The following is a 22,163-nucleotide window of genomic DNA, read 5'->3' as shown; positions in this document are numbered from 1 at the left end:
CCCCCCTTCTTTTACCTCCCCCCCACGCCCCCCCCCCCCCCTGAGCCCTGCGCCCGGCGCCCCCGGGCGTGTTTGGGGTTGGGGGGCGGCCCCCCCCCCCGGGGGGCCCCCCCCCCGGAGCCAGCGTCGTGCTGAACTACAACAGCCAGCCCGAGCCCGCGCAAAAGCTCGCCGCCGATATCAACGCCTGCGGTGGCCGGGCCGTGGCCATTGGCGCCGATGTGTCAAAGGAGGACGAGGTCGAGCACCTATTCGCCAAGACCCTCGAAGCCTTTGGCTTTCTCGATATCCTGGTGGCCAATTCCGGCCTGCAACGGGACGCGCTGGTGACCGAAATGACCCTCGACGACTGGAACCAGGTGATCGGGGTCAACCTCACCGGGCAGTTTCTGTGTGCCCGCGAGGCGCTGCGGATTTTCCAGCGCCAGGGCATACGTGCCGGGGTCTCCAGGGCGGCGGGCAAGATTATCCACATGAGCTCGGTGCACCAGGTGATTCCCTGGGCCGGCCATGTGAATTACGCCGCCTCCAAGGGCGGGGTGGAGATGCTGATGCGCAGCCTGGCCCAGGAGGTCAGCGAACAGCGGATCCGGGTCAACGGCATTGCCCCCGGAGCGATCCGCACCGCCATCAACCGCACGGCCACCGAGGGCGAGGCCGGGCAGGAACTGCTGAAGCTGATCCCCTACGGGCGCATCGGCGAGGCCCAGGATGTGGCGAATGCGGTGGTGTGGCTGGCGTCCGATGCTTCCGACTATGTCGTGGGCAGCACCCTGTTTATCGATGGCGGCATGAGCCTCTATCCCGGCTTTTATGAAGAAGGGCGTGGCAATGGCTGAGTCTCATACAGAACGACAGCACCCAGAACGCCAAAGCCCGATCGACGCCCACGGCATCATCGGCGATATGCGCAGCGCGGCCCTGGTCAACGACAAGGGCAGCGTGGATTTCTTCTGCTGGCCGGAGTTCGACAGCCCGTCGATCTTCTGCTCGCTGCTCGACTCCCCCGCTGCCGGAATCTTCCAGTTGGCCCCGGATCTGGCCGACGCCCGACGCGAGCAGATCTACCTGCCGGACACCAACATTCTTCAAACCCGCTGGCTGAGCGAGCGGGCGGTGGTGGAAGTCACCGACCTGCTGCCGGTGGGCGACAGCGAAGATGATCTGCCGTTGCTGATTCGCCGGGTGCGGGTGGTCAGCGGCCAGGCCACCGTGCGCATGCGCTGTGCGGTGCGCCACGACTACGCCCGGGCCAAGACCCGGGCCCGGGTCGACGCCGACGCGGTGTGTTTCGAGGCCGACGGCCAGCCCGGCCTGCGCCTGGTCGCCAGCCAGGCACTGCGCCTGGAGGGCGACAGCGCGGTGGCCGAATGGGTACTGGAGCAGGACCAGAGCGCCGAGTTCATCCTCGGCGGCATCGACGACCCACGGGTCGCAGTGGGCACCAGTGACCTGTGCCTGCAACGCACCCAAAAGTTCTGGCGCGACTGGATCGGCCAATCCAACTACCGCGGGCGCTGGCGCGAGATGGTCCACCGCTCGGCCCTGGCGCTCAAGCTGCTGACCTCGCGCAAGCACGGGGCGATCCTTGCGGCCGCCACCTTCGGCCTGCCGGAAACTCCCGGCGGCGAGCGTAACTGGGATTATCGCTATACCTGGATCCGCGATGCCTCGTTCACCGTCTACGCCTTTATCCGCCTGGGTTTCGTCGCCGAGGCCAATGCCTATATGGGCTGGTTGCGCGGGCGGGTCAGCGACTGCCATGGCCAGCCGATGAAGCTCAATATCCTGTACGGCATCGACGGCCAGCAGGAGTTGCCCGAGACCGAGCTCAAGCACCTGGCCGGCCACGGCAATGCGCAGCCGGTGCGCATCGGCAACCAGGCTTACGAACAGATCCAGCTGGATATCTTCGGCGAGCTGATGGACGCGGTGTACCTGGTCAACAAGTACGGCGAAGCCATTTCCCACCAGGGCTGGAAGCACGCGGTCCAGGTGGTGGATCAGGTCTGCGACACCTGGCAGGGCCAAGATGTGGGGATCTGGGAAATGCGCGGCGAGCAGCATCACTTCCTGCATTCGCGGCTGATGTGCTGGGTGGCCCTGGACCGCGCCATCCGCCTGGCTTCCAAGCGTTCCCTGCCGGCGCCCTTTGCCCGCTGGGACCAGACGCGGCAGGCGATCTACGACGATATCTGGAGCAACTTCTGGAACGAGGAACGTGGGCATTTCGTCCAGCACATCGGCAGCACCGCCCTGGACGGCTCGATGCTGCTGATGCCCCTGGTGCGGTTTGTCAGCGCCAAGGACCCGCGCTGGCTGTCGACCCTGGAAGCCATCGAGAAGTCCCTGGTGCGTGACGGCATGGTCTACCGCTACCGCAACGACGACAGCCAGATCGACGGCCTGGCCGGCAGCGAGGGCGCGTTTGCCGCCTGCTCGTTCTGGTACGTCGAATGCCTGGCCCGCGCCGGCCAGCTCGACAAGGCGCACCTGGAGTTCGAACAGCTGCTGCGCTACGCCAACCCGCTGGGGCTGTACGCCGAAGAGTTCGACAGCCATGGCCGGCACTTGGGCAATACGCCCCAGGCCCTGACTCACCTGGCGTTGATCAGTGCCGCAAGTTTTCTTGATCGCAAGCTGGGGGGTGAAAAGAGCGTGTGGCAGCCTTGAGCGTCGCGGGCTGATCTGGCGAGCGCAGCTCCGCGCGCCACGGGCTGAGCGCCAGGTCGACGGTGGGCACACCTGTGCCCTTTCCGAACACCGTCGCCTACCGCAAAGGCCATCATATTGATATTATGCGTGGCTTTTTTACGGCCTTGTCCACAAGGCCTGCGGTCGGTCCCTCCCTGGAAATGGAATCCTTATGTATTTTGCCCGCTCCCTGGCCCTGGCAGCCCTTGTGCTGTCCACCTCCGCCTGCACGGTCTTCGTTCGCTCAGCCCCGGTCTCCCACAGCAAGGCCGACCCTGTCCCTCAGGACCGCCTGCTCGCCTACCAAGCGCCTGCCGCCGGCCTGGTCAAGGTCGTGGTCACCCGCGACGAAGGCATGAACAGCCTGGGGTGCTACGTGGGTGTGCAGGCCAACAGCACACTCATCGGCCGCTTCGCCGCCGAAGAAACCGCCACCTTCTACCTGCCGGCAGGCGTGGTGGACATGACCGTGATCCAGGACCCGCAGGGCAGTGGCCTGTGCGGCAAGGGCTTTGCGCCAGGGGTGACGACCTCCCATCTGTTGCGCGCCGACAAGCCGTATTACATGCGCATCAGTACCGGCAACTATCGCCGGCCACGGGTGCTGGAAACCACTGACTGAGTCGGTGCCGTGCTGTTGTCACACGCAGTAGCCCAACCCGATGGACGAGTGAATTCAAGGATCGAACAATGTCAGTCCACACGACCCTGATCGTCGAATGGCGAGGGCCTTTGACGCTGGAAGAAATCGAAAGCAACCCTGAGTGGAGTAATGGCCTCTACATGGCTACCGGCAGGCTCAAATACGAGCGCAGCGCTTCGATTCAATATTGCGGCATCACCGAAGGCAGTTTTTTCTCAAGGCTCAGGTACCACCACAAGGTCGACCAGATTTTCCGCGAGCAACGGTTCTGGCTGGGGTCGGTGAAGTACCCCAGCGAGGTCTCTCGCCACTACTTGGAGCTGGTGGAGTCGATGATCATCTACTTCTGGAAGCCGGCCCTGAACGAGCGAAAAAAACTCTCTTCCCCCAAGTCGATCACCCTGATCAATCGCTGGTTCAAGAAAGACAATACCCCGCGTTATCGGCAACACACCTTGTGCAAGGACATCGAAGACGTGATCTCCTGGGACGGCAATCTGTGGCGTCTGGGCAACCTGCAGGTCTACGACGAAATCGTCTGAACAACTGCCTGGCGCGACTCTGCCCGCCTTCCCGCTTGCAGATTCGCGCCGCTTGTTTAACCTGCTGCACACCGACAGGGGCGCCCCCAGGCGTTCTGCAACCTTGCAGCAAGGACCGTGGTTTTGGATGTAAAGATCGATATCAACCTGTACTTTTCGGCCAGTCGAAAAATGCTGTTTCTGGCGGCCCATACCGAAGGCACCGCCGAGTGCCTGGGGATTCACGAACAGGCCGACCTGGTGTTCAAGCGCTGCGCCGAGTTCCAGCTCGAACTGCTGCAGACCCTGGAACATGTGTTGAAGCTGGGGCTGATCCGCCCCGCCATGGCCACCCTGCGCACGGCCCTCGACCTGGCCACGCGTTTTGCCTGGCTGGCGGATGATTTCGAGAACCGCCTCGAGCGTTTTTCCAAGGGCCAATGCCCGGGCGTGCAGAAGATGATGTCCGCCGCCAACCTGGGCTGGACCGGTGAATATGAGAAGTCCTATGCGCCGCTGTCGGATTTCGTGCACGGCAGCTTTACCCTGTCCGACTTCAACAAGGTGGAAAAGGACTGCACCGATGAGGTGCCGTATTCGCCCTTGGGCGACTATTTCATCGTGCACACCGATCAAGGCATGCACGCGCGGCTGGTTGAAAACCTCACGCCCAGGGAACTCATCGATCTGCACGGTGGCTATATCACGCTGAAGGCGTTCGACATTGCCCTGGCCATGCTGATGCGCGCCTCCGGCCTCTACTGCGACGCGTTCAACTGGTGGCCGGGGCGCGAAGCGATGGAGGCCTACGACGGCTTGGTGCGACAGTACGACGAGCATTCGAACTTTCTCTGGCTGACTGAAAAACAGCGCCTGACCATATACCGGGTCGAAGGCCGATACCGCTAGGCCGGCCCCCGTTTCCACACCACCCGAGGTGCCCATGGATCAGGTGTTATTGATCGTCGATGTACAGCCCTCTTTCAACCCGCCGCAGTGGCTGGTCAGCGGTATCGAACAGTTGCTGGGGCGCATGCCCTCGGTGGCCACGGTCGAACGCCACGATGAAAGCCGCACGCCCTTTGCCCGGCAACTGGGCTGGCAGCCGGCGCCCGATGACGAAAGCCTGGTGGCCGCCGACAAGGTGTTTATCAAGCACGGCTATGCGCCGACCGCCGAGACCCTGCACTACCTGCACAGCCTGGCGCCGCAGCGGGTGCTGGTGTGCGGGATCCAGACCGATACCTGCGTATTGGCCGCCGGCTTCGCGCTGTTCGATGCCGGCCTGCAACCGACCCTGATCACTGACCTGACCCTGGGCTCGTCCCTGGACCGCAGCGGGCAACTGGGGATACGGCTCTGGCAGCACCACTTCAAGCACCTGATCACCCGCGCCGAGCTGCTGCAACCGCACGCCTAGGCCGACACCGTCCTCGTCAACCCCGGAGGCCTAATGGCACTCGACCTGCACCTTGAAGCCGACAGTCGCTTGAACCACGCCCTGCTGCGGCGAATCCTCGAAGGCTTCGCGGGGGCCGAAGTGCAGCCACAAGCGGATGGGCTGTGGGCGGCCCTGCCATCCGGGATGCACATTGAAAGCAGCGCGGCCGGCACCGATCAGCAGCTGTACGCCGAGGACCGCAGAGGCTGCGAGTTTGCCGTGGCCTTGCGCGCCTATTTGCGCATCCAGGGCCCGGAGCATCCCGAGCACTCGGCGATGGAAGAATTGCGGCGCCTGGCCTGGCACATCAGCGAGCAGTGCGACAGTTGCTTCATCCTGTCCTTTCAGTACGAGTCGACGCTGTACTGGCGCGACGCCGACGGTTTGCATGAAGCCTGAAGGCCTTGCTCAGCGCGGGTTCCAGCAGGCCTTGTAGCGCGAGCAGACGTCGTATTGCACGTCCATCTGGGCCATGCGCTTGAGGTGCCTCTGTACGGCAACCACGGTTTCGACCCTGACCATGTCGAAGTACAGCAGGGTGATGTCCATGTCGCTGCCCAGGACTTTCTTGAACACCGGGGTGGCTTCCATGTCCGGCGCGGTGGCCAGGGTCTCGAGCTGGCTGTCGCTGGCCTTGACCAGTTGCGTGCGGTACAGGCGTTTGTACTCGGTGAGCGACTTGACCTTGACCTCGGCCATCTCCAGTTTGAACTGCTCCAGGTTGTCGCGGTACAGCGCCCAGTAGGCGTCCGGCAGCAGGAAGCCCATCAGTTGCTTGCGCTCGGCAATCAGCTCGTCGACGCTGGGCAGGGGCTTGGCCGGGGGGGCCTGTTTAAGGGAATCGAGGGTGCGGACCATGCCCGACTTGGCGACGATCTGCCCGATCAATTGCGTGCGGTGCGGGGTGTCCGGCAGCGGCTGGGGCTGGCCGGCGCATCCGGCGAGCAGCACCAGCAGCAGGACGGTGAAAGGTTGCAACAGTGACGCACGTGACATCGATCTTCCCTGGTTGTGGCGCCACGCCGGGCCGGCGCGGCAACGTCGGCGATTCTAACCGTCCGCCGAGGACAATGGCAGCTTGGCGGGACGGCCCCTGCCCAGTGGCCAGGAGCCCATCGACGCCACGCAGGCCCGCTAAAAATCGTTACACTCCCCGCCTCGACGCCTCCCGACAGGACATGGAATGTTGCCCCCCTCTTCTTCGCCGCAGCCCGGCCTGCGTCGCGCCCTGGTGCTCTGGCTGTATGCCGCGGCGCTGGTCCACCTGCTGGCCGGCGTGCTGCTGACCTGGGCCGGCAACAGCGGACTCTTTACCGATTACCTGCACGGCATCGAACAACTGTTCTGGGGCCAGGCCGCACCGCCTGCCGCGCGGGCGCAGCAGGTCTGGTGGCTGGCGCTGTTTGGCGCCACCCTGCAAAGCTACGCGCTGTACCTGCTGGCCCTGGTGCGCCTGGGTGACCGCCTGCACCACGCCAACGCCTGGGCCTGGTTGATGGCCGGGATCCTGCTCTGGGCGCCCCAGGACATCTGGGTCTCGGTCCAGGTGCAGATGGGGTCGCACCTGGCCTTCGACAGCGTGGCCCTGCTGACGTTATTGCCGCCGCTGCTGTGGTTGTTTGTCCATGACCGCCGCCACCCCGGGGCCGCCCCGCGTGCCTGAAGGAACCCTGATGGAAAAGCCCCTGCTGTACCTGCTGGCCGGCAATGGCAGCGCCGCCGATTGGTGGGACGACGCCGTGCCGCACTTTGCCCGCTACCGGGTGCACGCCCTGGAACTGCCAGGTTTTGGCGACAACCCGCAACCGCCCTGCACAGACCTGGCGGCCTACGCCGAGGCGCTGCTGGCGCTGACTGAGCCTGGGCAGGCGATCATGGCGGTCGGGGTCAATGCGCTGATTGTGCTGCACGCCCTGGCGCGCCGTCCGGGGCACTTCGCGCGCAGTGTGCTGCTGGCGCCAGTGGGGGCGTTTCTCTGGCAACGGCGGCTGCCGGCGCTGATGGCGCCCCTGCCGATTCGCAGCCTGATCCATCAGGCCCTGAGCCGCAGGCCCGCGTGGTTCGCCCACAAGTTTTCAGCCCAACCCTGGAGCCCGGCGCAGTACCGCCGCATGGGCCAGGGCTACGCCCGCTGCCGGGCCTTTGTGCCGTTGTGGGAGCAACTGCGGGCCGACACCGCGCTGCCGTTGCTGGAGTGGATCAAGGACCCGGTGGAGTTGGTGTGGGGCGATCAGGACCGGATGCTGGGCATTGCCCAGGCCGCGGCCTGGTCGGCGATCCTGGCCCGGGCCGACTTGCGTATCAGCCTCAAGCCGGGCTGGGGCCATTACCCGTGGATCGATGCCCCGGCCGAGTTCGCCACCTGGCTGGAAGGCGCCGAGCCGGGGTTTGTCGCCCACACCAAGGGCGGCCGCCTGCGCCTGGCCGAGCTGGCCGGACAAGCGGTGCCCAGCGCCCTGTCCCTGGACAGCAGCGACGACCCGCGCCTGCCCGCGCTGCTCGCCAGCCAGCCCGACGCCACGTGGGCGGTGCGCTCCTCAAGCTATGGCGAAGACCAGGCCGACGCCGCCAATGCCGGCCTCAGCACCACCTACCTGCGTGAGCCGGCCAGCACAGTGCCGGCGCGCATCGATGCGCTACGGGCGGCCGGTGTCGAGGAAGTGGTGGTGCAGCGTTTTATCACCCCGACCCTGTCGGGCATCGCCTTTGTCAGGCACCTGGGGGTGGAGCTGGAGTGGGTTGAAGGCCATCTGGAGGCCTTGGCTGACGGCCAGTCCAGCCCTGAACGGGCGGTCCTGTCACGGCTTGGAGCCGCCTGGGCCAGCGGTCAGTTCCCGACCGCCCATGGCTTGAGCAGCGAAATGCTCTGGGACTTTTTGCAGGGCGTGCTGAAAACCTTCCACTACGTGCCCGGCGATGTCGAATGGGCCTGGGACGGCGCGCAACTGTGGCTCCTGCAATACCGGCCGATCAGTGATTACGGCTGGCGCCGGCACCTGACCGCCGCCAATATCGCCGAGATCCTGCCGCCCCAGCCCAGCCGCTTTGTGGAGTACGGGCAACGGCGGGCGGCGGCGAGCATTCCGGCAGTCATGGCGCGCTGGGACTCGCGGATCCTCGAAGACAATGAGCCGTTCACCGCCGTGTTTGGCGGCGCGTCCTACATCAACAATGATCTGTTCCTCGCACGCCTGGCCGACTGGGGCGTGTCCTCGGCCAGCTATGCCGGCGAGGTCGGCGGCGCCACCCCGCACCTGCCGTGGCGCCCGGCGCGCTTGCTGCGTTCGCTGCCGCTGTTCTGGCGCATGCAACGCATCGCCCGGGGCCAGTTGCTGCACCTGGAAAGCGGCCTGCGGCGCTTCGACCAGGAACTGCACGAACTGCACGCGGCCGGCGCCGATGGCCAGCAACTGGCGGATTGGTTCAGCCGTTTTTATGTGTTTGTGGTCCAGGGCAACCTCTGCATCGCCACGGCCCTGGCCAGCAGCGGCGGCGATCTGCTGGGGCGCCCGCCCACCGCCTACGGCAACCTCGAGCACAGCCCGCACCGCCTGCCCTGGGAAACCGACCCCGGCACCCCGCGCCCTGCCTGCAGCGACCTGCCGTTGCAGGCGCTGCCGGCCTGGCCAAGGGCAGTCGGGATGGCCCATCGCCTGGGGCTGCCGGGGATGCGCGGGTACTACCTGCAAGTACGCGAGTGGTACCGCGACAACCTGATGCGGATCTTTTTCCGCCTGCACCACGCCATGCCCGAGGCCGAGCGTGACCACTGGTTTGCGCCCCACGCCGAGGTCCGCAACCGCGACGGCAGCTTCTGGCAGGACGGCCGCGAAGGCAGCGAACAGGCCAGCGGCTTCATGATTTACCCGGGCCAGGTGCAAGGGGTGCTGGGCGTCGACATCCTGCTCGAAGACACCCTGGACCCCGGCCGCCATGCGCAGTATCAAGCGGCACGCGCGGTGATCGCGCGCATGGGCGGACGCCTGTCCCACGGCTCGACCTTGCTGCGCGAACTGCGCAAACCCTCGGCGGTGCTCCCCCAGGTCGACCCGGCCTGGGTCGGCCGTGAAGTGCTGTACCGCGACGGCGAGTTGAGCCTGGTGCAGGGCTGAACTCAGCCGTTGCAGGGTGACAAGCGGTCTACATCGGTGCCGCTTTCGGGACGCCGATCCAGCTCGCCGTTGGCATCGATATAGAGATGGGTCTCTGGCCACTTGGGGTTGATCTCCACACAGTCTCGGCTGTCCTTGGACCACCAGTCGAACTGCATGAAGAAGTCGGCATCGGGGAAGATATGCCCACTGTCCCCCGTGCTTTCTCCGGGCTCGATCCGGCCACGGTAGATGCTGTGCTGGACGTTCAGCACGTAGCTCAGGGTGCGCGTGCCCTGTGCCGAGTAATGCACCGTGACATCGGGCTTGGCCACGTACCAGAACAGGATCGACAGTTGAATCGCCAGCATCACCAGGGTCCAGGTCAGATTTAGCGGCGGCTCGCTGGCAGGGCCTGGCGGGGCGGTTGCAGCGTGATCATCAAACGACATCAGAGGTTTGTTCCTTGAGTTCATGGGCGCTGAAACGCTCCCGGTAAGCCTGCGGCGTCACGCCCATGGCCCGCAGAAAGCCGCGGCGCAGGGTTTCTTCACTGCCAAACCCGCACTGCGATGCAATGCGCTTGATCGCCAGGGTGGTATCGGCCAACAGCCGGCGGGCGGTCTCGATCCGGATCAGCTCCACGGCCCGGGCCGGGGTCTGCCCGGTGTCCGCACGGTAGTGGCGGACAAAGCTGCGCTCGCTCATGCCGGCCTGCAAGGCCAGGGTCGGGATACCCAGGTCCATGGCCAGGTTCTCGGCGATCCAGGCATGCAGGTCGTCGAAACGATTGCCGTCCTGCTGCAGGGCCAGGGTCACGCTGAACTGCGACTGGCCACCGGGGCGCTTGAGAAACACCACCAGGTGCCGCGCCACTTCCAGGGCCACCCCACGGCCCAGGTCCTGCTCGACCAGAGCCAGGGCCAGGTCGATGCCGGCGGTGACCCCGGCCGAGGTCCAGACCGCGCCGTCATTGATGAAAATCGGGTTGGCCTCGACCTGCAGTTGCGGATATTCCCGTGCCAGTTGCTCGCAGCGGGTCCAGTGGGTCACCACTCGCCGGCCATCGAGCCAACCACTGGCCGCCAGCAGAAACGCCCCGGTGCAGACCGACGCCACCCGCCGCGAACGCCCGGCCTGCTGCGCCACCCATTGCACCAGGTGCGGCTCCCGGGCAGCGGCGTAGACGCCCCAGCCACCGGAAATGATCAGGGTGTCGGACGGCGCGTCCGGCGCCGGCAAGGGCTCGGCCAGCAGCGCCAGCCCGGACGAAGTCGGCACCGGCCCGCCCGGATCGGCGATCACCGTGGCCACATAGGGCGCAGGCAGACCCTGCTGGCGCAGCAGGTCATTGGCCGAGGCGAACACTTGCAGCGGCCCGGTCACATCGAGCACCTGGGCGTTGGCGAAGGCCAGCACATACACGGTTTTGGCAGCAGTAGGCATGATTGGCGTAAATCGTGGGCATCTTGGCGGATGCGCCAAAGCCTAGGGGAATAGAGTGAGGCCGTCCACCCGTTTCGGGTGACCCGAAGATTGCCCCAGGAGAGACGCGATGACGCTGCAGATCGGTTTTCTATTGTTTCCCAAGGTTCAGCAACTGGACCTCACCGGCCCCTACGATGTGCTGGCGTCGCTGCCGGACGTGAAGGTGCACCTGATCTGGAAGGACCTGGAACCGGTCACCGCCAGCACCGGCCTGGTGCTGCTGCCCACCACCACGTTCGACGACTGCCCGGCCCTGGATGTGATCTGCATTCCCGGTGGCGCCGGGGTCGGCCCGCTGATGGAGGACGAACAGACCCTGGACTTTATCCGCCGCCAGGCCGCAGGTGCGCGCTACATCACCTCGGTCTGCACCGGCTCGCTGGTGCTGGGGGCCGCCGGCCTGTTGCAGGGCAAACGCGCCACCACCCACTGGGCCTACCACGAACTGCTGGCGCCGCTGGGGGCGACTGCGGTGCAGGACCGGGTGGTACGCGACGGCAACCTGCTGACCGGTGGCGGCATCACCGCCGGCATCGATTTCGCCCTGGCCCTGGCCGCTGAACTCTACGGCGAGGCCCGCGCGCAACTGGTGCAACTGCAACTGGAATACGCTCCGGCCCCGCCCTTCAACGCCGGCAGCCCCAGCACTGCGCCCGCCGCCGTGCTGGCCGAGGCCCGGCAATTGGTGGCCGAGTCATTCCAGGTGCGCAGCGCCGTGACCCAGCGTGCGGCGCAAAGGCTGCAGTGCTAGACCCTGCGACTCAATCAGCCGGCGAGTCAGGTGCGGCGGGATCGGCCGGCTTGCTGGCCCGGGGGTGACGCCGGCGCCGCCACAGGCCCAGCAGGTCGCGGCCGATCAGCCACAGCGCACCGGCCACGTTCAGCGCCACAAAGGCCTTGACCATAAACAGCAGCCCATCGCCCAGGGTCGGGCATTTGGGCCCGGTGCAGTGGGCGCTAACGCCCAGAGCCAGGGCGGCGGGTGACGCCAGGCACAGCGCAACGCCCAGCCACGCCAGGCGCCAAACACGTGACAGGCTCGGCCTGCGGCTGACTGCGGATGTATCCACTCCATTGGAAACCCTTGGTTCAAGCGGCGTCATGCTGATCCCTGGCTGAAAAAAAGCCGCCTATTTCACCACACCCAGCGCAGCCATTTCAGGCTTTTACCGACTGCGGTGCAGCCCGAACTACTGGCCCCTGCCGGTTATTGGCCACCAACTGGGTGATCTGCCCGTCACCGTAGGCACGTTCCACCTTGCAGATCAGCACCTGATAGCCGGCGTACCACTGGCGGTACTGGCGCTTGGCTTCAAGGTGCGTCGGGTGCCGGGCAAAGGCCTGGATCGACGCCTCGTCTTCCCAGTAATAACTGGCATTGACCAACTGCCCGTCAGCCGAAGTCCACGACTGGGCGCCGACGAACCCCGGCAGGCTGATGGCGATCTCGTCGATGATGGCGCTCAGGCGTTGGAACTCCTGATCCTGCTGCCCGGGTTTATAGATAAAAGCGGCGATATACATGCTGAACTCCATTGGCAAAGTGCATCAGAGGGGACTTGTCATCAGCGCCAGGCGCGCTGCCAGCAGCAACAGTACCGCCGCCAGCAGCCATGGCTGGATCCGGGCCAGCACCGGCCTGGCGCCGAGCCCATGGCTCAGGGCACTGCCGAACACCCCGAGCAGGGTGTGAAACACCACGCTGACCAGGGTCAGCACCAGGCCCAGGACCAGTAGCTGCAAGGCGATCGGACCGCTCCCGGGCCGCACGAACTGCGGCAGGAACACCATGAAAAACAGCAGCGCCTTGGGGTTCAGCAGGCTGTTGAGCAGCGCTCGAACCCACACCGTGGGCAACGGCACCCGTGCCACTTGCCGCAGACGCTTCGGCCCACGGGCCTGCACCGCCTGGTAGGCGAGCCACAGCAGGTAGGCGACGCCGGCGTAGCGGATCAGGTCGAACGCCGGCGGCCAACCCGCCACCAGCGCCGTCACTCCGGTGGCGGTCAACAGGGTCAGCAGCACGTCCGCCGCGCCGATCCCCAGCCCGCAGGCCACGCCGCCGCGCCAGCCGTAGGCCAGGCCGTGACTGAGCACAAAGGCCATGTTCGGCCCAGGCGACAGCAGCAACAGCAGCACCGTGCCGACGAAGATCGAAAGGGTCGCCAGGTCCATCATCAGCGCGGCACTCCTGTGGAAAAGGCGCTAGATTAGAGCGCCGATCTGATACAAACAAAAAATTGATCTAGATACACGGGACCACCCTGCATGAGCCGAATCCGCTACAAACGCATCGTCGACCACCTGGCCACTCGCATCCGCAGTGGCGAGCTGGCCCCCGGCACCCAGCTGCCGACCCTGCGTGCGCTGATGGCCCAGGAGCAGGTGGCGCTGGCCACTGCGCTGCGGGTCTACAACGAGCTGGAGGCCATCGGCCTGGTGGTGGGCGAGCCCGGACGCGGCACTTTTGTGCGCGACAGCAGCCTGCCCCGGGGCATGGGCCTGGAGCAGCACCCGCCGCGCAGCAGCGCGGTGGACCTGACCTTCAACTACCCCGCCCTGCCCGGCCAGGCGCACCTGTTGCGTGACGGCCTGCGGGCCATCGCCGCGTCGGGCGACCTCGACGCCCTGCTGCATTCGCCGCCCCAGGGCGGACGGCCCCATGAACGGCAAACCGCAGCACGCCACCTGCGCAACCGCGCCATCCGCGTGCCCGGCGAGCAGGTGCTGATCGTCAACGGTGCCCAGCAGGGGCTGGCGGTGAGCGTGATGGCGCTGCTGCAACCGGGGGATGTCCTGGCACTCGACGCCCTGACCTACCCCGGCCTGAAAACCCTGGCCCAGTTCCACCGCCTGGACCTGGAGGCACTGCCGCAACGGGACGGCCAGATGGACCTGGATGCGCTCGAAGCGCTGTGCCAGCGGCGCCCGGTGCGGGCCCTGTATTGCATGCCGACCATGCACAACCCCCTGGGCACGGTAATGCCCCAGGCCGACCGGCTGCGCCTGGCGCAACTGGCCCGCCAGCATGACCTGCTGATTATCGAAGACGGCGCCTATGCCTTTCTCGCGGAACCGGCGCCCAAGCCCCTGCAAACCCTGGCCCCGGAGCGCACGCTGTACATCTCCGGGCTGTCGAAAAGCGTCGCTTCGGGCCTGCGCCTGGGGTTTATCGTGGCGCCGCTGGAGATGATCCCGGCCCTGGAACAGGCGATTCGTCTCTCGACCTGGAGCACCCCGGCGCTGACCGTGGCCCTGGGTTGTCACTGGATCGAATCGGGGCTGGTGGACAGCCTGGAGGAACAAAAGCGCGCCGACGCTCGTCGCCGGCAACGCCTGGCACGACGGGTGCTCAAGGGCTGCGAGCTGAGTGCCCACCCAGCGTCCTACTACCTCTGGCTCAGGCTCGCCCAGGGCCTGCGCGCCGACAACGTGGTCAGCCAGCTGGAACGCCAGGGCGTACGGGTGACCTCGGCCGAGCCCTTCGCCACCACCGCCCATGTGCCGCAGGCGTTGCGGGTGGCTTTGGGCTCCATCAGCCTGGAGGCACTGGAGCAGGCGCTGCACAAAGTGCGCGATGCGGTAACCGAGCTGTAGCCGGTCGGTGCGTTAAGCACCGTGGCCTGAGTTTTTCCCGGGCATAAAAAAACCCGCCGAAGCGGGTTTTCCCAAGACCATGTCGACTCCCTGTCGGTAGCGTCCTTGCAAATGGTCGATCATCCTTGATCCTGAGCGCTTCCTGCGCTGCAGTTGATGGAGTGAAGATTAAACACAAACCTCAAGGGGCAATAGACGACATCACGGGCAGCGCGTGTAAGCCATTCGCCATAGGGGGGCTTCCGTAAACCCTTAGGGCTGCGCCAGTGCCTCAGCCGCCAGGCGCGCCACCTGACGCTGGTGCCCGGCGCCCGCCTGATTCCGGTCCTCCAGAAACCAGGCCGCCGACAGGCCGCTATAAGCCAGCACCCACTGCAACAGGCGCTGGCGCGGCAGGTCGGCGGCCTCGGCAATCACTCCGACCTGCCGGGTAAAGCGCGCCGGATCGGTGGCCGTCGGCAGTTGCGGGTTGCAGATCAGGTTGGCGAAATCAAACCCGCGCTCGCCCCGCACCCGTTTCGGGTCGATGGCCAGCCAGCCGTGTTCGCCAAAGTCGAGAATATTCTCGTGGTGGGCATCACCGTGCAGCACCACCTCGTCACGCGGGTCGGCCAGCAATGCATCGGCGGCGGCAAGGCTTTCCAGCAGCACCCCGCCTTCGCGCGCGGCCGCCGGGCGCAGCGCCTGGAACCAGCGCGCCAGGGACAACAACGAGGGCGACGGCCCGGGCCTAGGCGCATGCAGACGCGCAAGGCAGGCGCAGGCCAGACGGCTCGCCTGGTCGTCCTCACCGTGCCGGGCCAGGTCCAGCAACGAACGCCCGCCCTCGGCCCGCGCCATCAGCAGCGCCGCGCCCTCCTGGGCCAGGACCGGGGCCGCGCCCGCGCCGGCCCACCAGGCCATCAGTTGGTTGCCGATGGCTTCATCGTCATCGAGGGCAATTTTCAACATCGCCGGCACTGCGCCACGGCGTACCGGCAGCAGGCGGCTGCCATGGGTCATGATCGGTTCGCCGTCCGGCAGCAACTGCCAGCGACTCAGGTAAGGCTCGAACATCGGGTTCCCGTCAGCGCTCGGTAAAGGACGCCAGATTACCCAAAGCCGAATCCCATTGCCGGCTGATCAGCTCCAGGGAGTGCCGGGCCGCAGCCAGCTGGGTCAGCTCCAGCGCCCACAGGCGCTCTCGCCCCAGCTTGGCATCGCGTACCAAGCCGGCCTGGGCCAGCACCTGCAAGTGCTTGGTCACGGCCTGGCGGGTGATGGCGGTGCCGAGGGTCAATTGGGTAATGGATTGGGGCTCGCCGGCGCACAGGATGACGACGAGCCGCAAACGGGTCTCGTCGCCCAGTGCGGCGAAGATCAGCGCCGAGCGGTCCAGGGCCGCAACGCCGGTGAGGGTGGGTTCAGGCTGCACCAAGGTAAGTCTCGATGTTGCTCATTTGCACATCCCACCCCCGGCTGTTCATGCGAAACGCCTTGAGCCGGCGCTGCGCCGGGATGCCGTCGAAGCCCGACTCCGCCACCCGCAGCAAGGTGCCGCCGTCCATGTCTTCGAGTTCGAAGCGCACCAGGGTGGTGGGTTCGCCGGAATAGTCGAGGTGGGTGTCCACCGCATAGGGGTGCCAGCTGAAGGCAAACACCTCTTCGGGCAGCAGTTGCTCGATCAGTACATCCCAGACCAGGTACTCGTAGCCGGGGTAGGTGATCTGCCCCGTGGCGCGCTGGCCGGCGACAAAACGCTGGCCTTGCAGGGCCACGCCGAACCAGTTGCCAAAGGCCTGGGCATCGGTCAACGCGTTCCAGACCTTGGCCCGGGGCGCCTTGAGCAGGATTTTTCGTTCAATGCGATCAGATGAATTCATGAGTCACCTCCAGCACTGAACACTAGTCGGCCTTGGGCTAAACGCAACCAATGAGTTGCGTTAGCCCCACCACTCATCGCAAAGGATCAGAAGCTCCACTTGGCGTTGACCATCGCATTGCGCGGTTCGCCATAGGAGCCCGAATTGAAGGTGCCCAGGCCGTCGTAATACTTCTGGTCGAACAGGTTGTTCAGGTTCAGGCCCAGCGAAAGATGCTCGTCGACCTGGTACCGGGCCAGCAAACCGACCACTGCATAGGGGTCTTGATAGGCCTTGTAGGTGGTTCCTGAAATCTCCCGGGTGGCAAAGGACTCGCTTTGCCAGGTCAGGTTGCCGCCCACGGTCAAGCGGCTCAGGTTACCCGGCAGACGGTAGGTGGTGCCGAGCTTGAACAGGTTGATCGGCTGGTTGGCCTGCACCCGCTCGCCGTCCTTGTCATGGGATTCGCGGTAGGTATAGCCGCCGAACAGATTCCAGCCACTCGCCACTTCGCCGGAAACCTCGGCCTCCAGCCCCCGGGTCGACGTGCCGCTGATGGCCCGGTAGATCGGCTTGTTGGTTTGCAGGTTGTCACCGACGTACTCGGGGCTGTTTTTCTGCTCGACGTCAAACAGCGCCACACTGGCATTGAGCCCGCCATCGAAGAACTCGCCCTTGATGCCGATTTCGTAGTTATCGCCCTGCAGCGGATCGAGGGAGGTGTTGGCCGCCGTCTTGTAGTAGGTCTGCGGCAAAAAGATGTTGGTGTAGCTGGCGTACACCGAGTAACGGTCGTTGAGGTCATAGACGATACCGGCGTACGGGGTCAGCACCGCACTTTTCTTGGTGTTGTCGACGGTTTCCACCCCCGACGCCTCGTTGCGCGTCATGTCTTCCTGGTGCCACCAACTGACGCGCGTGCCGAGGGTGATCGACAGCGGGTCGAAGGGCTTCAAATGCAGCGCGGTATAGAGGCCGGTCTGTTTCAGGCGGGTAACGCCCTCGGCATTCTTGATGAACTTGGGACGACTGAACTCGCGTCCATCGAGCTCGAAAATATTGTCCACCGGGCGGTAATCGCCGTCGGGTCCGACACTGGTGTAATCGGGAAAATTCAAGTGCGTGCGCGAAGTGCTACCGCCCACCACCAGCTCATGCTCGCGACCGCCCAGGGTGAACGGGCCGGAAGCATAGAGGTCCAGCGTGTCCTGGGTCTGGTAGCTGTCCAGGCGACTGATAAAGGCAAAGGCACCGGCGCCAGTCAGCGGGTCCGGGTTGGAGGCGCTGGCCGACGAACCCTCGCCTTTGCGGTAAGCGTACTGATGGCTGTACGAGGCCTTCAGACTCCAGTCGTTGCCGAGCTTGTGATCGAGCATGCTGGTGAAGTTGTAGCTGGTGTTGTCGAGAAAGCTCCAGCGGCCGGCCGGGTTGAACGAGCGGGAAAAATTGGTTTGCTGGCCGGTGCTGTAGAACAACGGGATATGCCCATAACTGGTGCCATCGGCGTTGTTGTTCTGGTAGTCCAGGCTGGTGCGCAGCACCGTGTCTTCGTTCAGGTCGATGTCCAGGGCGCCATACAGCACGCGCTTCTCCTGCTTGTACCAGTCGATGAACGAGTTCTGTTTCTGATAGGCCGCCACAAAGCGCCCGCGCACATTGCCGGTGTCGGTCAAGGGGCCGGACACGTCGACTTCCGAACGGTACCTGTCCCACGCCCCGGCCTCGCCGGAAACATACCCCTGGAAGTCCTTGGTCGGGCGCTTGTGCACCAGGTTGATGGTGGCGGACGGAGTCCCCGCCCCACTCATCAGGCCGGTGGCGCCGCGCAGCACTTCGACACGGTCATAGATCGCCATGTCCGACAGTGCCGAGGTGAATTGCTGGGACTCGTTGGCGATCTGCGCCGGAATCCCGTCGTACTGGAAGTTCTGGATCTGAAAGCCGCGCGAGTAAAAGGTGTAGCGCTCGCTGTCGCGGTGATTGCTGCTGATCCCTGGGGTAAAGCTCAGCACCTCGTTGAGGGTGGACAGGTGCTGGTCGTCCATCAATTGGCGAGTGATCACGCTCACCGATTGCGGGGTCTCGCGCAGGGACAGCGGCAGCTTGGTCGCCGTACTGGTGGCACCGGTGGTGTAGGAACCGCTGCCCTCGGTGGTCAGCCCCAGGGCCTGGGCGGTGACCGACGTCGCGCCCAGGTTCAGCACCGAACCCTCGCCAACGGGCACCAGCCCATAACTGCCATTGGGGTTGATCACCACCGCCAGCGAGCTGCCGGCGAGCAAGCTGGCAAAACCCTGTTCGACACTGAAAGTACCGCTCAAGCCCCGGCTGCTCTTGCCCGCCGTGAGCCCGGCATCGAATGACAGGACCACGCCCGAGTCCCCGGCAAAGCGGCTGAGCACCGCGCCCAGAGGGCCGGCGCCAATGGCATAGGTTTTCTGCTGGCTGGCGGCGCGGGCCTGGGACGCAGGGTCGAGCAAGGGTTGCAGCACCCCGTAGTGCAAGGCCAGGGAAGCCCCGAGCAGCGCCATGGCCAAGGGTTTCCTGCTGCTGGAAAAGTGCCGTTTATCCACCGCTGTGTATGGCCCTGCGCGCATGCTGACTCCTGAAGATTCGGTTCAAAGGTGAAGGTCTTGCAGGAGGGAGTCGAGCGAGCGCTGGCCAATCGACAATGGCCGCGGCATTTTTTTCAGGGGGCGCTGACAGGTCGCATCAGGTTGCGACGAGGCGTGTCCAGTAGCGGGTGTGGCGCACGATCTGCACCGGCAGCGCCTGGGCAATCGCCTCCAGCGCCTGGTCGATATCGTCCAGGGGGAATGCCCCCGAGACCCGCAGATCCGCCACCTGCGGCGCGCAGCCCAGGTAGCCGCCGCGATAACGCTGCAACTCGTCGACCAGGCGCTCCAGGCGCCAGCCGTCGATCAACAGCCGGCCCCGGGCCCACTCGCCCGCATCGGGTTCCAGGGCGCTGCGGGTGAGCAGTTGTTCGGCATCAAAGCCGACGGTCTGCCCGGCCATGACCACCGTTTCGGCCAGGCCGTGACCCGGACGCACCGCCACGCCATGCTGCAACACGCTAAGGGAGGTGAAGCCGGGGCTCTGGCGCACACTGAAACGCGTGCCCAGGGCCCGCATTTCGCCTTGGGCGCTGCGCACCATAAAGGGCCGGGCGTCCTTGGCCGTCTCCACCAGGATCTCCCCCGCGCGCAACACCAGCAGGCGCAACTCGGCGCTGTAGACGATATCCACCGCGCTGTCGGTATTGAGGATCAGCCGTGTGCCATCGGCCAGTTGCAGGCTGCGCCGCTCACCGACCGCCGTGCGCTGGTCGGCCATCCACAGCGGTGCCTGGCGATAGCCGGACCAACCCAGGCCACCGGCGCCCACGGCTAGCACCAGTCCCTTGAGCAGGCTGCGCCGATCCAGCAGCGGGAGCGCCGCGGCCTTGTCCATGACGTTGCAGGCCAGGCTCGCCGGCAAACCGTTCAACTGCGCCTGCAACTGCTCCACCTGCTGCCAGGCCCACTGGTGCTGCGGGCTCTTCTGGAGCCAGGCGCGGAACGCCTGTTGCAGCTCGACATCACCCGGCACTGCGGCCAGCCGCGCGACCCAGTGGGCGGCCGCGCTCAAGGCCTGGCGCTGCGGATCCTGGGCCTTCATTGATTATCCAGGGCAAAAAACAGGCAGTGCTCGGTGGCCTTGGCGATGTACTTGGTCACCGAACTGACCGACACCTGCAACTCTTCGGCAATATCCTTGTAGGGCAGGCCCTGCAATTGCGAGAGCAGGAACGCCCGCTTCGCCTTACGCCCCAGGCCGTCGAGCATGGCGTCCAGGCGCTGCAGGGTCTCGATCAGCAGCCAACGCTCCTCGGGGGAAATCTCCAGCCCCGGGGGTTGTTCCGCCAGGGCCTGCAAATAGGCCTGCTCCAGGGCACGGCGGCGAAAGCTGTCGATCATCACGCGCTTGGCGACCGTCACCAGAAAGTGCCGCGGCTCCTTCAACGGGCTGCCCACGCTCTTTTGCGGGTCAGCCAGCAACAGGCGGACAAAGGTGTCCTGGGCCAGGTCCGCAGCCTGCTGCGAACAGCCCAGGCGCGCGCGCAACCAGCCCACCAGCCAGCCATGGTGATCGCCGTAGAGCACGGCAATGGGTTGATGAGCGGAACAATCGGAAGCGACCGGAGGCATGAGCGCTGCGCACGTAATTGAGAATGCGTCGCAATTTAGTCCAATGTCCAAAGCGAGGCAATAGCCTCGTCGGCCTGCGCCGAGCCGCAGCGCGGATCACCCGGGAAAAATGCTAAGGTCCCCCCCGTACCCGGCCTTCAACAAGGATGACCCATGCCCCTTACGCTTTCAGATCGCTACCGCGGCAGCCTGCTCGGCCTGGCCTGCGGCGATGCGCTCGGCACCACCGTGGAATTCAAGCCGCGCGGCTCGTTCCCGGAAGTCACCGACATGACCGGCGGCGGCCCGTTCAACCTCAAGCCCGGGCAATGGACCGACGACACCTCCATGGCCCTGTGCCTGGCCGAAAGCCTGCTGAACAAGGGCGGGTTCAATGCCGCCGACCAGATGGGCCGCTACCTCAACTGGTGGCAATGGGGCTACCTGAGTTCCACCGGCGACTGCTTCGATATCGGCATGACCGTGCGCGAGGCCCTGGCCCGGTTCCAGGCCAGCGGCGATCCGTTTTCCGGCTCCACCGATCCCTATAGCGCCGGCAACGGCTCACTGATGCGCCTGGCGCCGGTGGTGCTGTTCTACTTCCCCGATGAGGCGCGCATCGCCGAATTCGCCGCCAGCAGTTCGCGCACCACCCACGCTGCGCCCGAAGCCGTGGAATGCTGCCAGCTGTTTGCGCAACTGATCGCCCTGGCCCTGGCCGGCGCGAGCAAGGCGCAGCTGCGTCACGTGCCGGAATCGAGTTTCAGCCAGCCCAAGGTCGCGGCCATTGCCCAGGGCCAGTACCTGGACAAAACCCGCGAACAGATCGTCGGCAGCGGTTACTCGGTGGCGTCCCTGGAGGCCGCGCTGTGGTGCTTCCAGCACACCGACAGCTTTGCCGCCGCGGTGCTGGCCGCCAGTAACCTGGGGGACGACGCCGATACCACCGCAGCCATCGTCGGCCAGTTGGCCGGGGCCCATTACGGTGCCCAGGGCATCCCCGAAGGCTGGCTGGCCAAGCTGCACATGGGCGATGAGATCCAGGCCACGGCCGATGCACTGCTCCAGGCTGCGCAAACCGTCCAGGCTCAACGTCAGTCGTAACCCCACCCTGCTTGAATCAAGAGACCTGCCATGCACCCACGCTTCCTGCTGTTGCTCGCCCCGCTGCTGCTGGCGCCCCTGGCCCAGGCCGACGAGTGTGACAACGCCACCACCCAACTCGACATGAACCAATGCGCCGGCAAGCAGTTCAAGGCCGCCGACCAGGAACTCAACAGCCTGTACCAGCAGATCAACCAGCGCCTCAAGGACCAGCCGCAGACCAAGAAGCTGCTGGTCACCACGCAACGCGCCTGGGTGGTGTTTCGCGATGCCGAGTGCGACTTCGCCGCCTCCGGGGTCGAGGGCGGCAGTGTCTACCCGCTGATCCACAGCAACTGCACCACGGCCCTGACCAAGGACCGGGTCAAGGCCTTCAAGACCTACCTCAAGTGCGAAGAAGGCGACCTGAGCTGCCCGGTGCCGGGGCTCTAGCCGCTCATGCAAAAACCGGCGTTGGGGGGGGGGGGGGGGGGGGGGGGGGGGGGGGGGGGCGGCGGGGGGGGGGGGGGGGCCCCCCCCCCCCCCCGCCGGGGGGGGGGGGGGGGCGAGGAGAGGGGGTTGTGGGGGGGGGGGG

General features: G+C 65.7%; 24 protein-coding genes and 1 pseudogene. 13 read left to right on the top strand and 12 right to left on the bottom strand.

Annotation, left to right across the window (positions count from 1 at the left end; all coding sequences use genetic code 11):
- Positions 1–116: 116 nt before the first annotated feature.
- From ACOZJV_RS34660 to ACOZJV_RS34630, 7 genes and pseudogenes are all read left to right on the top strand, one after another.
- A pseudogene (locus tag ACOZJV_RS34660) lies at positions 117–839 on the top strand (SDR family oxidoreductase); the annotation flags it as partial.
- Positions 832–2,673, top strand: a complete 1,842-nt coding sequence (locus ACOZJV_RS34655; protein ID WP_201131819.1) for a glycoside hydrolase family 15 protein — start codon at positions 832–834, stop codon at positions 2,671–2,673. The pseudogene ACOZJV_RS34660 and the gene ACOZJV_RS34655, both read left to right, overlap by 8 nt.
- A 193-nt stretch (positions 2,674–2,866) precedes the next feature.
- Positions 2,867–3,316 (top strand): hypothetical protein, encoded by a 450-nt coding sequence (locus ACOZJV_RS34650; RefSeq protein ID WP_078473845.1) that lies wholly within the window; start codon positions 2,867–2,869, stop codon positions 3,314–3,316.
- A 68-nt stretch (positions 3,317–3,384) separates the two neighbouring features.
- A complete protein-coding gene (locus ACOZJV_RS34645) occupies positions 3,385–3,879 on the top strand; it encodes a hypothetical protein (protein WP_421549611.1) in 495 nt (164 codons plus the stop codon).
- A gap of 123 nt (positions 3,880–4,002) precedes the next feature.
- The gene (locus ACOZJV_RS34640; protein ID WP_421549610.1) at positions 4,003–4,767 is read left to right on the top strand and encodes a hypothetical protein; all 765 of its coding nucleotides are present in this window, start codon (positions 4,003–4,005) and stop codon (positions 4,765–4,767) included.
- Between the two features lie 34 nt (positions 4,768–4,801).
- The gene (locus ACOZJV_RS34635) at positions 4,802–5,278 is read left to right on the top strand and encodes a cysteine hydrolase family protein (RefSeq protein ID WP_078473847.1); all 477 of its coding nucleotides are present in this window, start codon (positions 4,802–4,804) and stop codon (positions 5,276–5,278) included.
- Positions 5,279–5,311: 33 nt separating this feature from the next.
- Entirely contained in the window at positions 5,312–5,698 is a 387-nt protein-coding gene (locus ACOZJV_RS34630; RefSeq protein WP_078473848.1) for a hypothetical protein, read from the top strand.
- 9 nt (positions 5,699–5,707) lie between these two features.
- Here ACOZJV_RS34630 and ACOZJV_RS34625 read toward each other — a convergent pair whose 3' ends face one another.
- A complete protein-coding gene (locus ACOZJV_RS34625; RefSeq protein ID WP_078473849.1) occupies positions 5,708–6,295 on the bottom strand; it encodes a hypothetical protein in 588 nt (195 codons plus the stop codon).
- 187 nt (positions 6,296–6,482) lie between these two features.
- On the opposite strand from ACOZJV_RS34625, the gene ACOZJV_RS34620 reads away from it, so the two are divergent.
- Positions 6,483–6,962, top strand: a complete 480-nt coding sequence (locus tag ACOZJV_RS34620) for a hypothetical protein (protein ID WP_421549609.1) — start codon at positions 6,483–6,485, stop codon at positions 6,960–6,962.
- A gap of 10 nt (positions 6,963–6,972) precedes the next feature.
- Entirely contained in the window at positions 6,973–9,411 is a 2,439-nt protein-coding gene (locus ACOZJV_RS34615; RefSeq protein ID WP_421549608.1) for an alpha/beta fold hydrolase, read from the top strand.
- Between the two features lie 2 nt (positions 9,412–9,413).
- Here ACOZJV_RS34615 and ACOZJV_RS34610 read toward each other — a convergent pair whose 3' ends face one another.
- Positions 9,414–9,842 carry a hypothetical protein gene (locus tag ACOZJV_RS34610; RefSeq protein ID WP_201131823.1) on the bottom strand — a complete coding sequence of 143 codons (429 nt, stop codon included), beginning with the start codon at positions 9,840–9,842 and terminating at the stop codon, positions 9,414–9,416.
- A complete protein-coding gene (locus tag ACOZJV_RS34605) occupies positions 9,832–10,836 on the bottom strand; it encodes a GlxA family transcriptional regulator (protein ID WP_078473853.1) in 1,005 nt (334 codons plus the stop codon). The genes ACOZJV_RS34610 and ACOZJV_RS34605 overlap by 11 nt, the downstream gene beginning before the upstream one ends.
- Positions 10,837–10,945: 109 nt before the next feature.
- Between ACOZJV_RS34605 and inhA the strand changes: the two genes are divergently transcribed.
- Positions 10,946–11,629: an isonitrile hydratase gene (gene inhA / locus ACOZJV_RS34600; protein ID WP_421549607.1), complete on the top strand. Its 684-nt coding sequence runs from the start codon at positions 10,946–10,948 to the stop codon at positions 11,627–11,629.
- A 10-nt stretch (positions 11,630–11,639) separates the two neighbouring features.
- On the opposite strand, the gene ACOZJV_RS34595 is transcribed toward inhA, so the two are convergent.
- From ACOZJV_RS34595 to ACOZJV_RS34585, 3 genes are all read right to left on the bottom strand, one after another.
- Positions 11,640–11,948 carry a hypothetical protein gene (locus ACOZJV_RS34595; protein ID WP_078473855.1) on the bottom strand — a complete coding sequence of 103 codons (309 nt, stop codon included), beginning with the start codon at positions 11,946–11,948 and terminating at the stop codon, positions 11,640–11,642.
- A gap of 88 nt (positions 11,949–12,036) precedes the next feature.
- Positions 12,037–12,402 carry an antibiotic biosynthesis monooxygenase family protein gene (locus tag ACOZJV_RS34590; protein WP_201131827.1) on the bottom strand — a complete coding sequence of 122 codons (366 nt, stop codon included), beginning with the start codon at positions 12,400–12,402 and terminating at the stop codon, positions 12,037–12,039.
- Positions 12,403–12,426: 24 nt separating this feature from the next.
- Positions 12,427–13,056, bottom strand: a complete 630-nt coding sequence (locus tag ACOZJV_RS34585; protein ID WP_421549606.1) for a LysE family translocator — start codon at positions 13,054–13,056, stop codon at positions 12,427–12,429.
- A 90-nt stretch (positions 13,057–13,146) separates the two neighbouring features.
- On the opposite strand from ACOZJV_RS34585, the gene ACOZJV_RS34580 reads away from it, so the two are divergent.
- Positions 13,147–14,475 (top strand): PLP-dependent aminotransferase family protein, encoded by a 1,329-nt coding sequence (locus tag ACOZJV_RS34580; RefSeq protein WP_421549605.1) that lies wholly within the window; start codon positions 13,147–13,149, stop codon positions 14,473–14,475.
- A gap of 252 nt (positions 14,476–14,727) precedes the next feature.
- On the opposite strand, the gene ACOZJV_RS34575 is transcribed toward ACOZJV_RS34580, so the two are convergent.
- The 6 genes from ACOZJV_RS34575 to ACOZJV_RS34550 form a co-directional block, all read right to left on the bottom strand.
- Entirely contained in the window at positions 14,728–15,531 is an 804-nt protein-coding gene (locus tag ACOZJV_RS34575) for an aminoglycoside phosphotransferase family protein (RefSeq protein WP_421549604.1), read from the bottom strand.
- A gap of 10 nt (positions 15,532–15,541) precedes the next feature.
- On the bottom strand, positions 15,542–15,889 hold the full coding sequence (locus ACOZJV_RS34570) for an ArsR/SmtB family transcription factor (RefSeq protein WP_238596246.1): 348 nt from the start codon (positions 15,887–15,889) through the stop codon (positions 15,542–15,544).
- Positions 15,879–16,337: an SRPBCC family protein gene (locus tag ACOZJV_RS34565; RefSeq protein ID WP_078473860.1), complete on the bottom strand. Its 459-nt coding sequence runs from the start codon at positions 16,335–16,337 to the stop codon at positions 15,879–15,881. The genes ACOZJV_RS34570 and ACOZJV_RS34565 overlap by 11 nt, the downstream gene beginning before the upstream one ends.
- Before the next feature lie 86 nt (positions 16,338–16,423).
- Positions 16,424–18,913, bottom strand: a complete 2,490-nt coding sequence (locus ACOZJV_RS34560; RefSeq protein WP_421549603.1) for a TonB-dependent siderophore receptor — start codon at positions 18,911–18,913, stop codon at positions 16,424–16,426.
- Between the two features lie 115 nt (positions 18,914–19,028).
- The gene (locus ACOZJV_RS34555) at positions 19,029–19,976 is read right to left on the bottom strand and encodes a FecR domain-containing protein (RefSeq protein WP_421549602.1); all 948 of its coding nucleotides are present in this window, start codon (positions 19,974–19,976) and stop codon (positions 19,029–19,031) included.
- Positions 19,973–20,506, bottom strand: a complete 534-nt coding sequence (locus ACOZJV_RS34550; RefSeq protein WP_421549601.1) for a sigma-70 family RNA polymerase sigma factor — start codon at positions 20,504–20,506, stop codon at positions 19,973–19,975. Before ACOZJV_RS34550 ends, ACOZJV_RS34555 begins: the two co-directional genes overlap by 4 nt.
- Positions 20,507–20,659: 153 nt before the next feature.
- On the opposite strand from ACOZJV_RS34550, the gene ACOZJV_RS34545 reads away from it, so the two are divergent.
- Together ACOZJV_RS34545 and ACOZJV_RS34540 are read left to right on the top strand one after the other, a co-directional pair.
- Positions 20,660–21,589 carry an ADP-ribosylglycohydrolase family protein gene (locus tag ACOZJV_RS34545; protein ID WP_421549600.1) on the top strand — a complete coding sequence of 310 codons (930 nt, stop codon included), beginning with the start codon at positions 20,660–20,662 and terminating at the stop codon, positions 21,587–21,589.
- A gap of 30 nt (positions 21,590–21,619) precedes the next feature.
- Positions 21,620–22,021, top strand: a complete 402-nt coding sequence (locus ACOZJV_RS34540; RefSeq protein WP_421549599.1) for a lysozyme inhibitor LprI family protein — start codon at positions 21,620–21,622, stop codon at positions 22,019–22,021.
- Positions 22,022–22,163: the final 142 nt, after the last annotated feature.

Origin of the sequence: Pseudomonas sp. QD4, assembly GCF_049199125.1 — a bacterium.
Classification (GTDB): domain Bacteria; phylum Pseudomonadota; class Gammaproteobacteria; order Pseudomonadales; family Pseudomonadaceae; genus Aquipseudomonas.
Note: the sequence above shows the minus strand (reverse complement) of the source record. Positions and strands in the feature narration are given on the sequence as shown.

Coding starts and splice junctions, on each gene's coding strand:
- ACOZJV_RS34655 (WP_201131819.1), top strand. CDS start 832: ATGGCTGAGTCTCATACAGAACGACAGCACCCAGAACGCCAAAGCCCG.
- ACOZJV_RS34650 (WP_078473845.1), top strand. CDS start 2,867: ATGTATTTTGCCCGCTCCCTGGCCCTGGCAGCCCTTGTGCTGTCCACC.
- ACOZJV_RS34645 (WP_421549611.1), top strand. CDS start 3,385: ATGTCAGTCCACACGACCCTGATCGTCGAATGGCGAGGGCCTTTGACG.
- ACOZJV_RS34635 (WP_078473847.1), top strand. CDS start 4,802: ATGGATCAGGTGTTATTGATCGTCGATGTACAGCCCTCTTTCAACCCG.
- ACOZJV_RS34630 (WP_078473848.1), top strand. CDS start 5,312: ATGGCACTCGACCTGCACCTTGAAGCCGACAGTCGCTTGAACCACGCC.
- ACOZJV_RS34625 (WP_078473849.1), bottom strand. CDS start 6,295: ATGTCACGTGCGTCACTGTTGCAACCTTTCACCGTCCTGCTGCTGGTG.
- ACOZJV_RS34620 (WP_421549609.1), top strand. CDS start 6,483: ATGTTGCCCCCCTCTTCTTCGCCGCAGCCCGGCCTGCGTCGCGCCCTG.
- ACOZJV_RS34615 (WP_421549608.1), top strand. CDS start 6,973: ATGGAAAAGCCCCTGCTGTACCTGCTGGCCGGCAATGGCAGCGCCGCC.
- ACOZJV_RS34610 (WP_201131823.1), bottom strand. CDS start 9,842: ATGTCGTTTGATGATCACGCTGCAACCGCCCCGCCAGGCCCTGCCAGC.
- ACOZJV_RS34605 (WP_078473853.1), bottom strand. CDS start 10,836: ATGCCTACTGCTGCCAAAACCGTGTATGTGCTGGCCTTCGCCAACGCC.
- inhA (WP_421549607.1), top strand. CDS start 10,946: ATGACGCTGCAGATCGGTTTTCTATTGTTTCCCAAGGTTCAGCAACTG.
- ACOZJV_RS34590 (WP_201131827.1), bottom strand. CDS start 12,402: ATGTATATCGCCGCTTTTATCTATAAACCCGGGCAGCAGGATCAGGAG.
- ACOZJV_RS34585 (WP_421549606.1), bottom strand. CDS start 13,056: ATGATGGACCTGGCGACCCTTTCGATCTTCGTCGGCACGGTGCTGCTG.
- ACOZJV_RS34580 (WP_421549605.1), top strand. CDS start 13,147: ATGAGCCGAATCCGCTACAAACGCATCGTCGACCACCTGGCCACTCGC.
- ACOZJV_RS34575 (WP_421549604.1), bottom strand. CDS start 15,531: ATGTTCGAGCCTTACCTGAGTCGCTGGCAGTTGCTGCCGGACGGCGAA.
- ACOZJV_RS34565 (WP_078473860.1), bottom strand. CDS start 16,337: ATGAATTCATCTGATCGCATTGAACGAAAAATCCTGCTCAAGGCGCCC.
- ACOZJV_RS34560 (WP_421549603.1), bottom strand. CDS start 18,913: ATGCGCGCAGGGCCATACACAGCGGTGGATAAACGGCACTTTTCCAGC.
- ACOZJV_RS34555 (WP_421549602.1), bottom strand. CDS start 19,976: ATGAAGGCCCAGGATCCGCAGCGCCAGGCCTTGAGCGCGGCCGCCCAC.
- ACOZJV_RS34550 (WP_421549601.1), bottom strand. CDS start 20,506: ATGCCTCCGGTCGCTTCCGATTGTTCCGCTCATCAACCCATTGCCGTG.
- ACOZJV_RS34545 (WP_421549600.1), top strand. CDS start 20,660: ATGCCCCTTACGCTTTCAGATCGCTACCGCGGCAGCCTGCTCGGCCTG.
- ACOZJV_RS34540 (WP_421549599.1), top strand. CDS start 21,620: ATGCACCCACGCTTCCTGCTGTTGCTCGCCCCGCTGCTGCTGGCGCCC.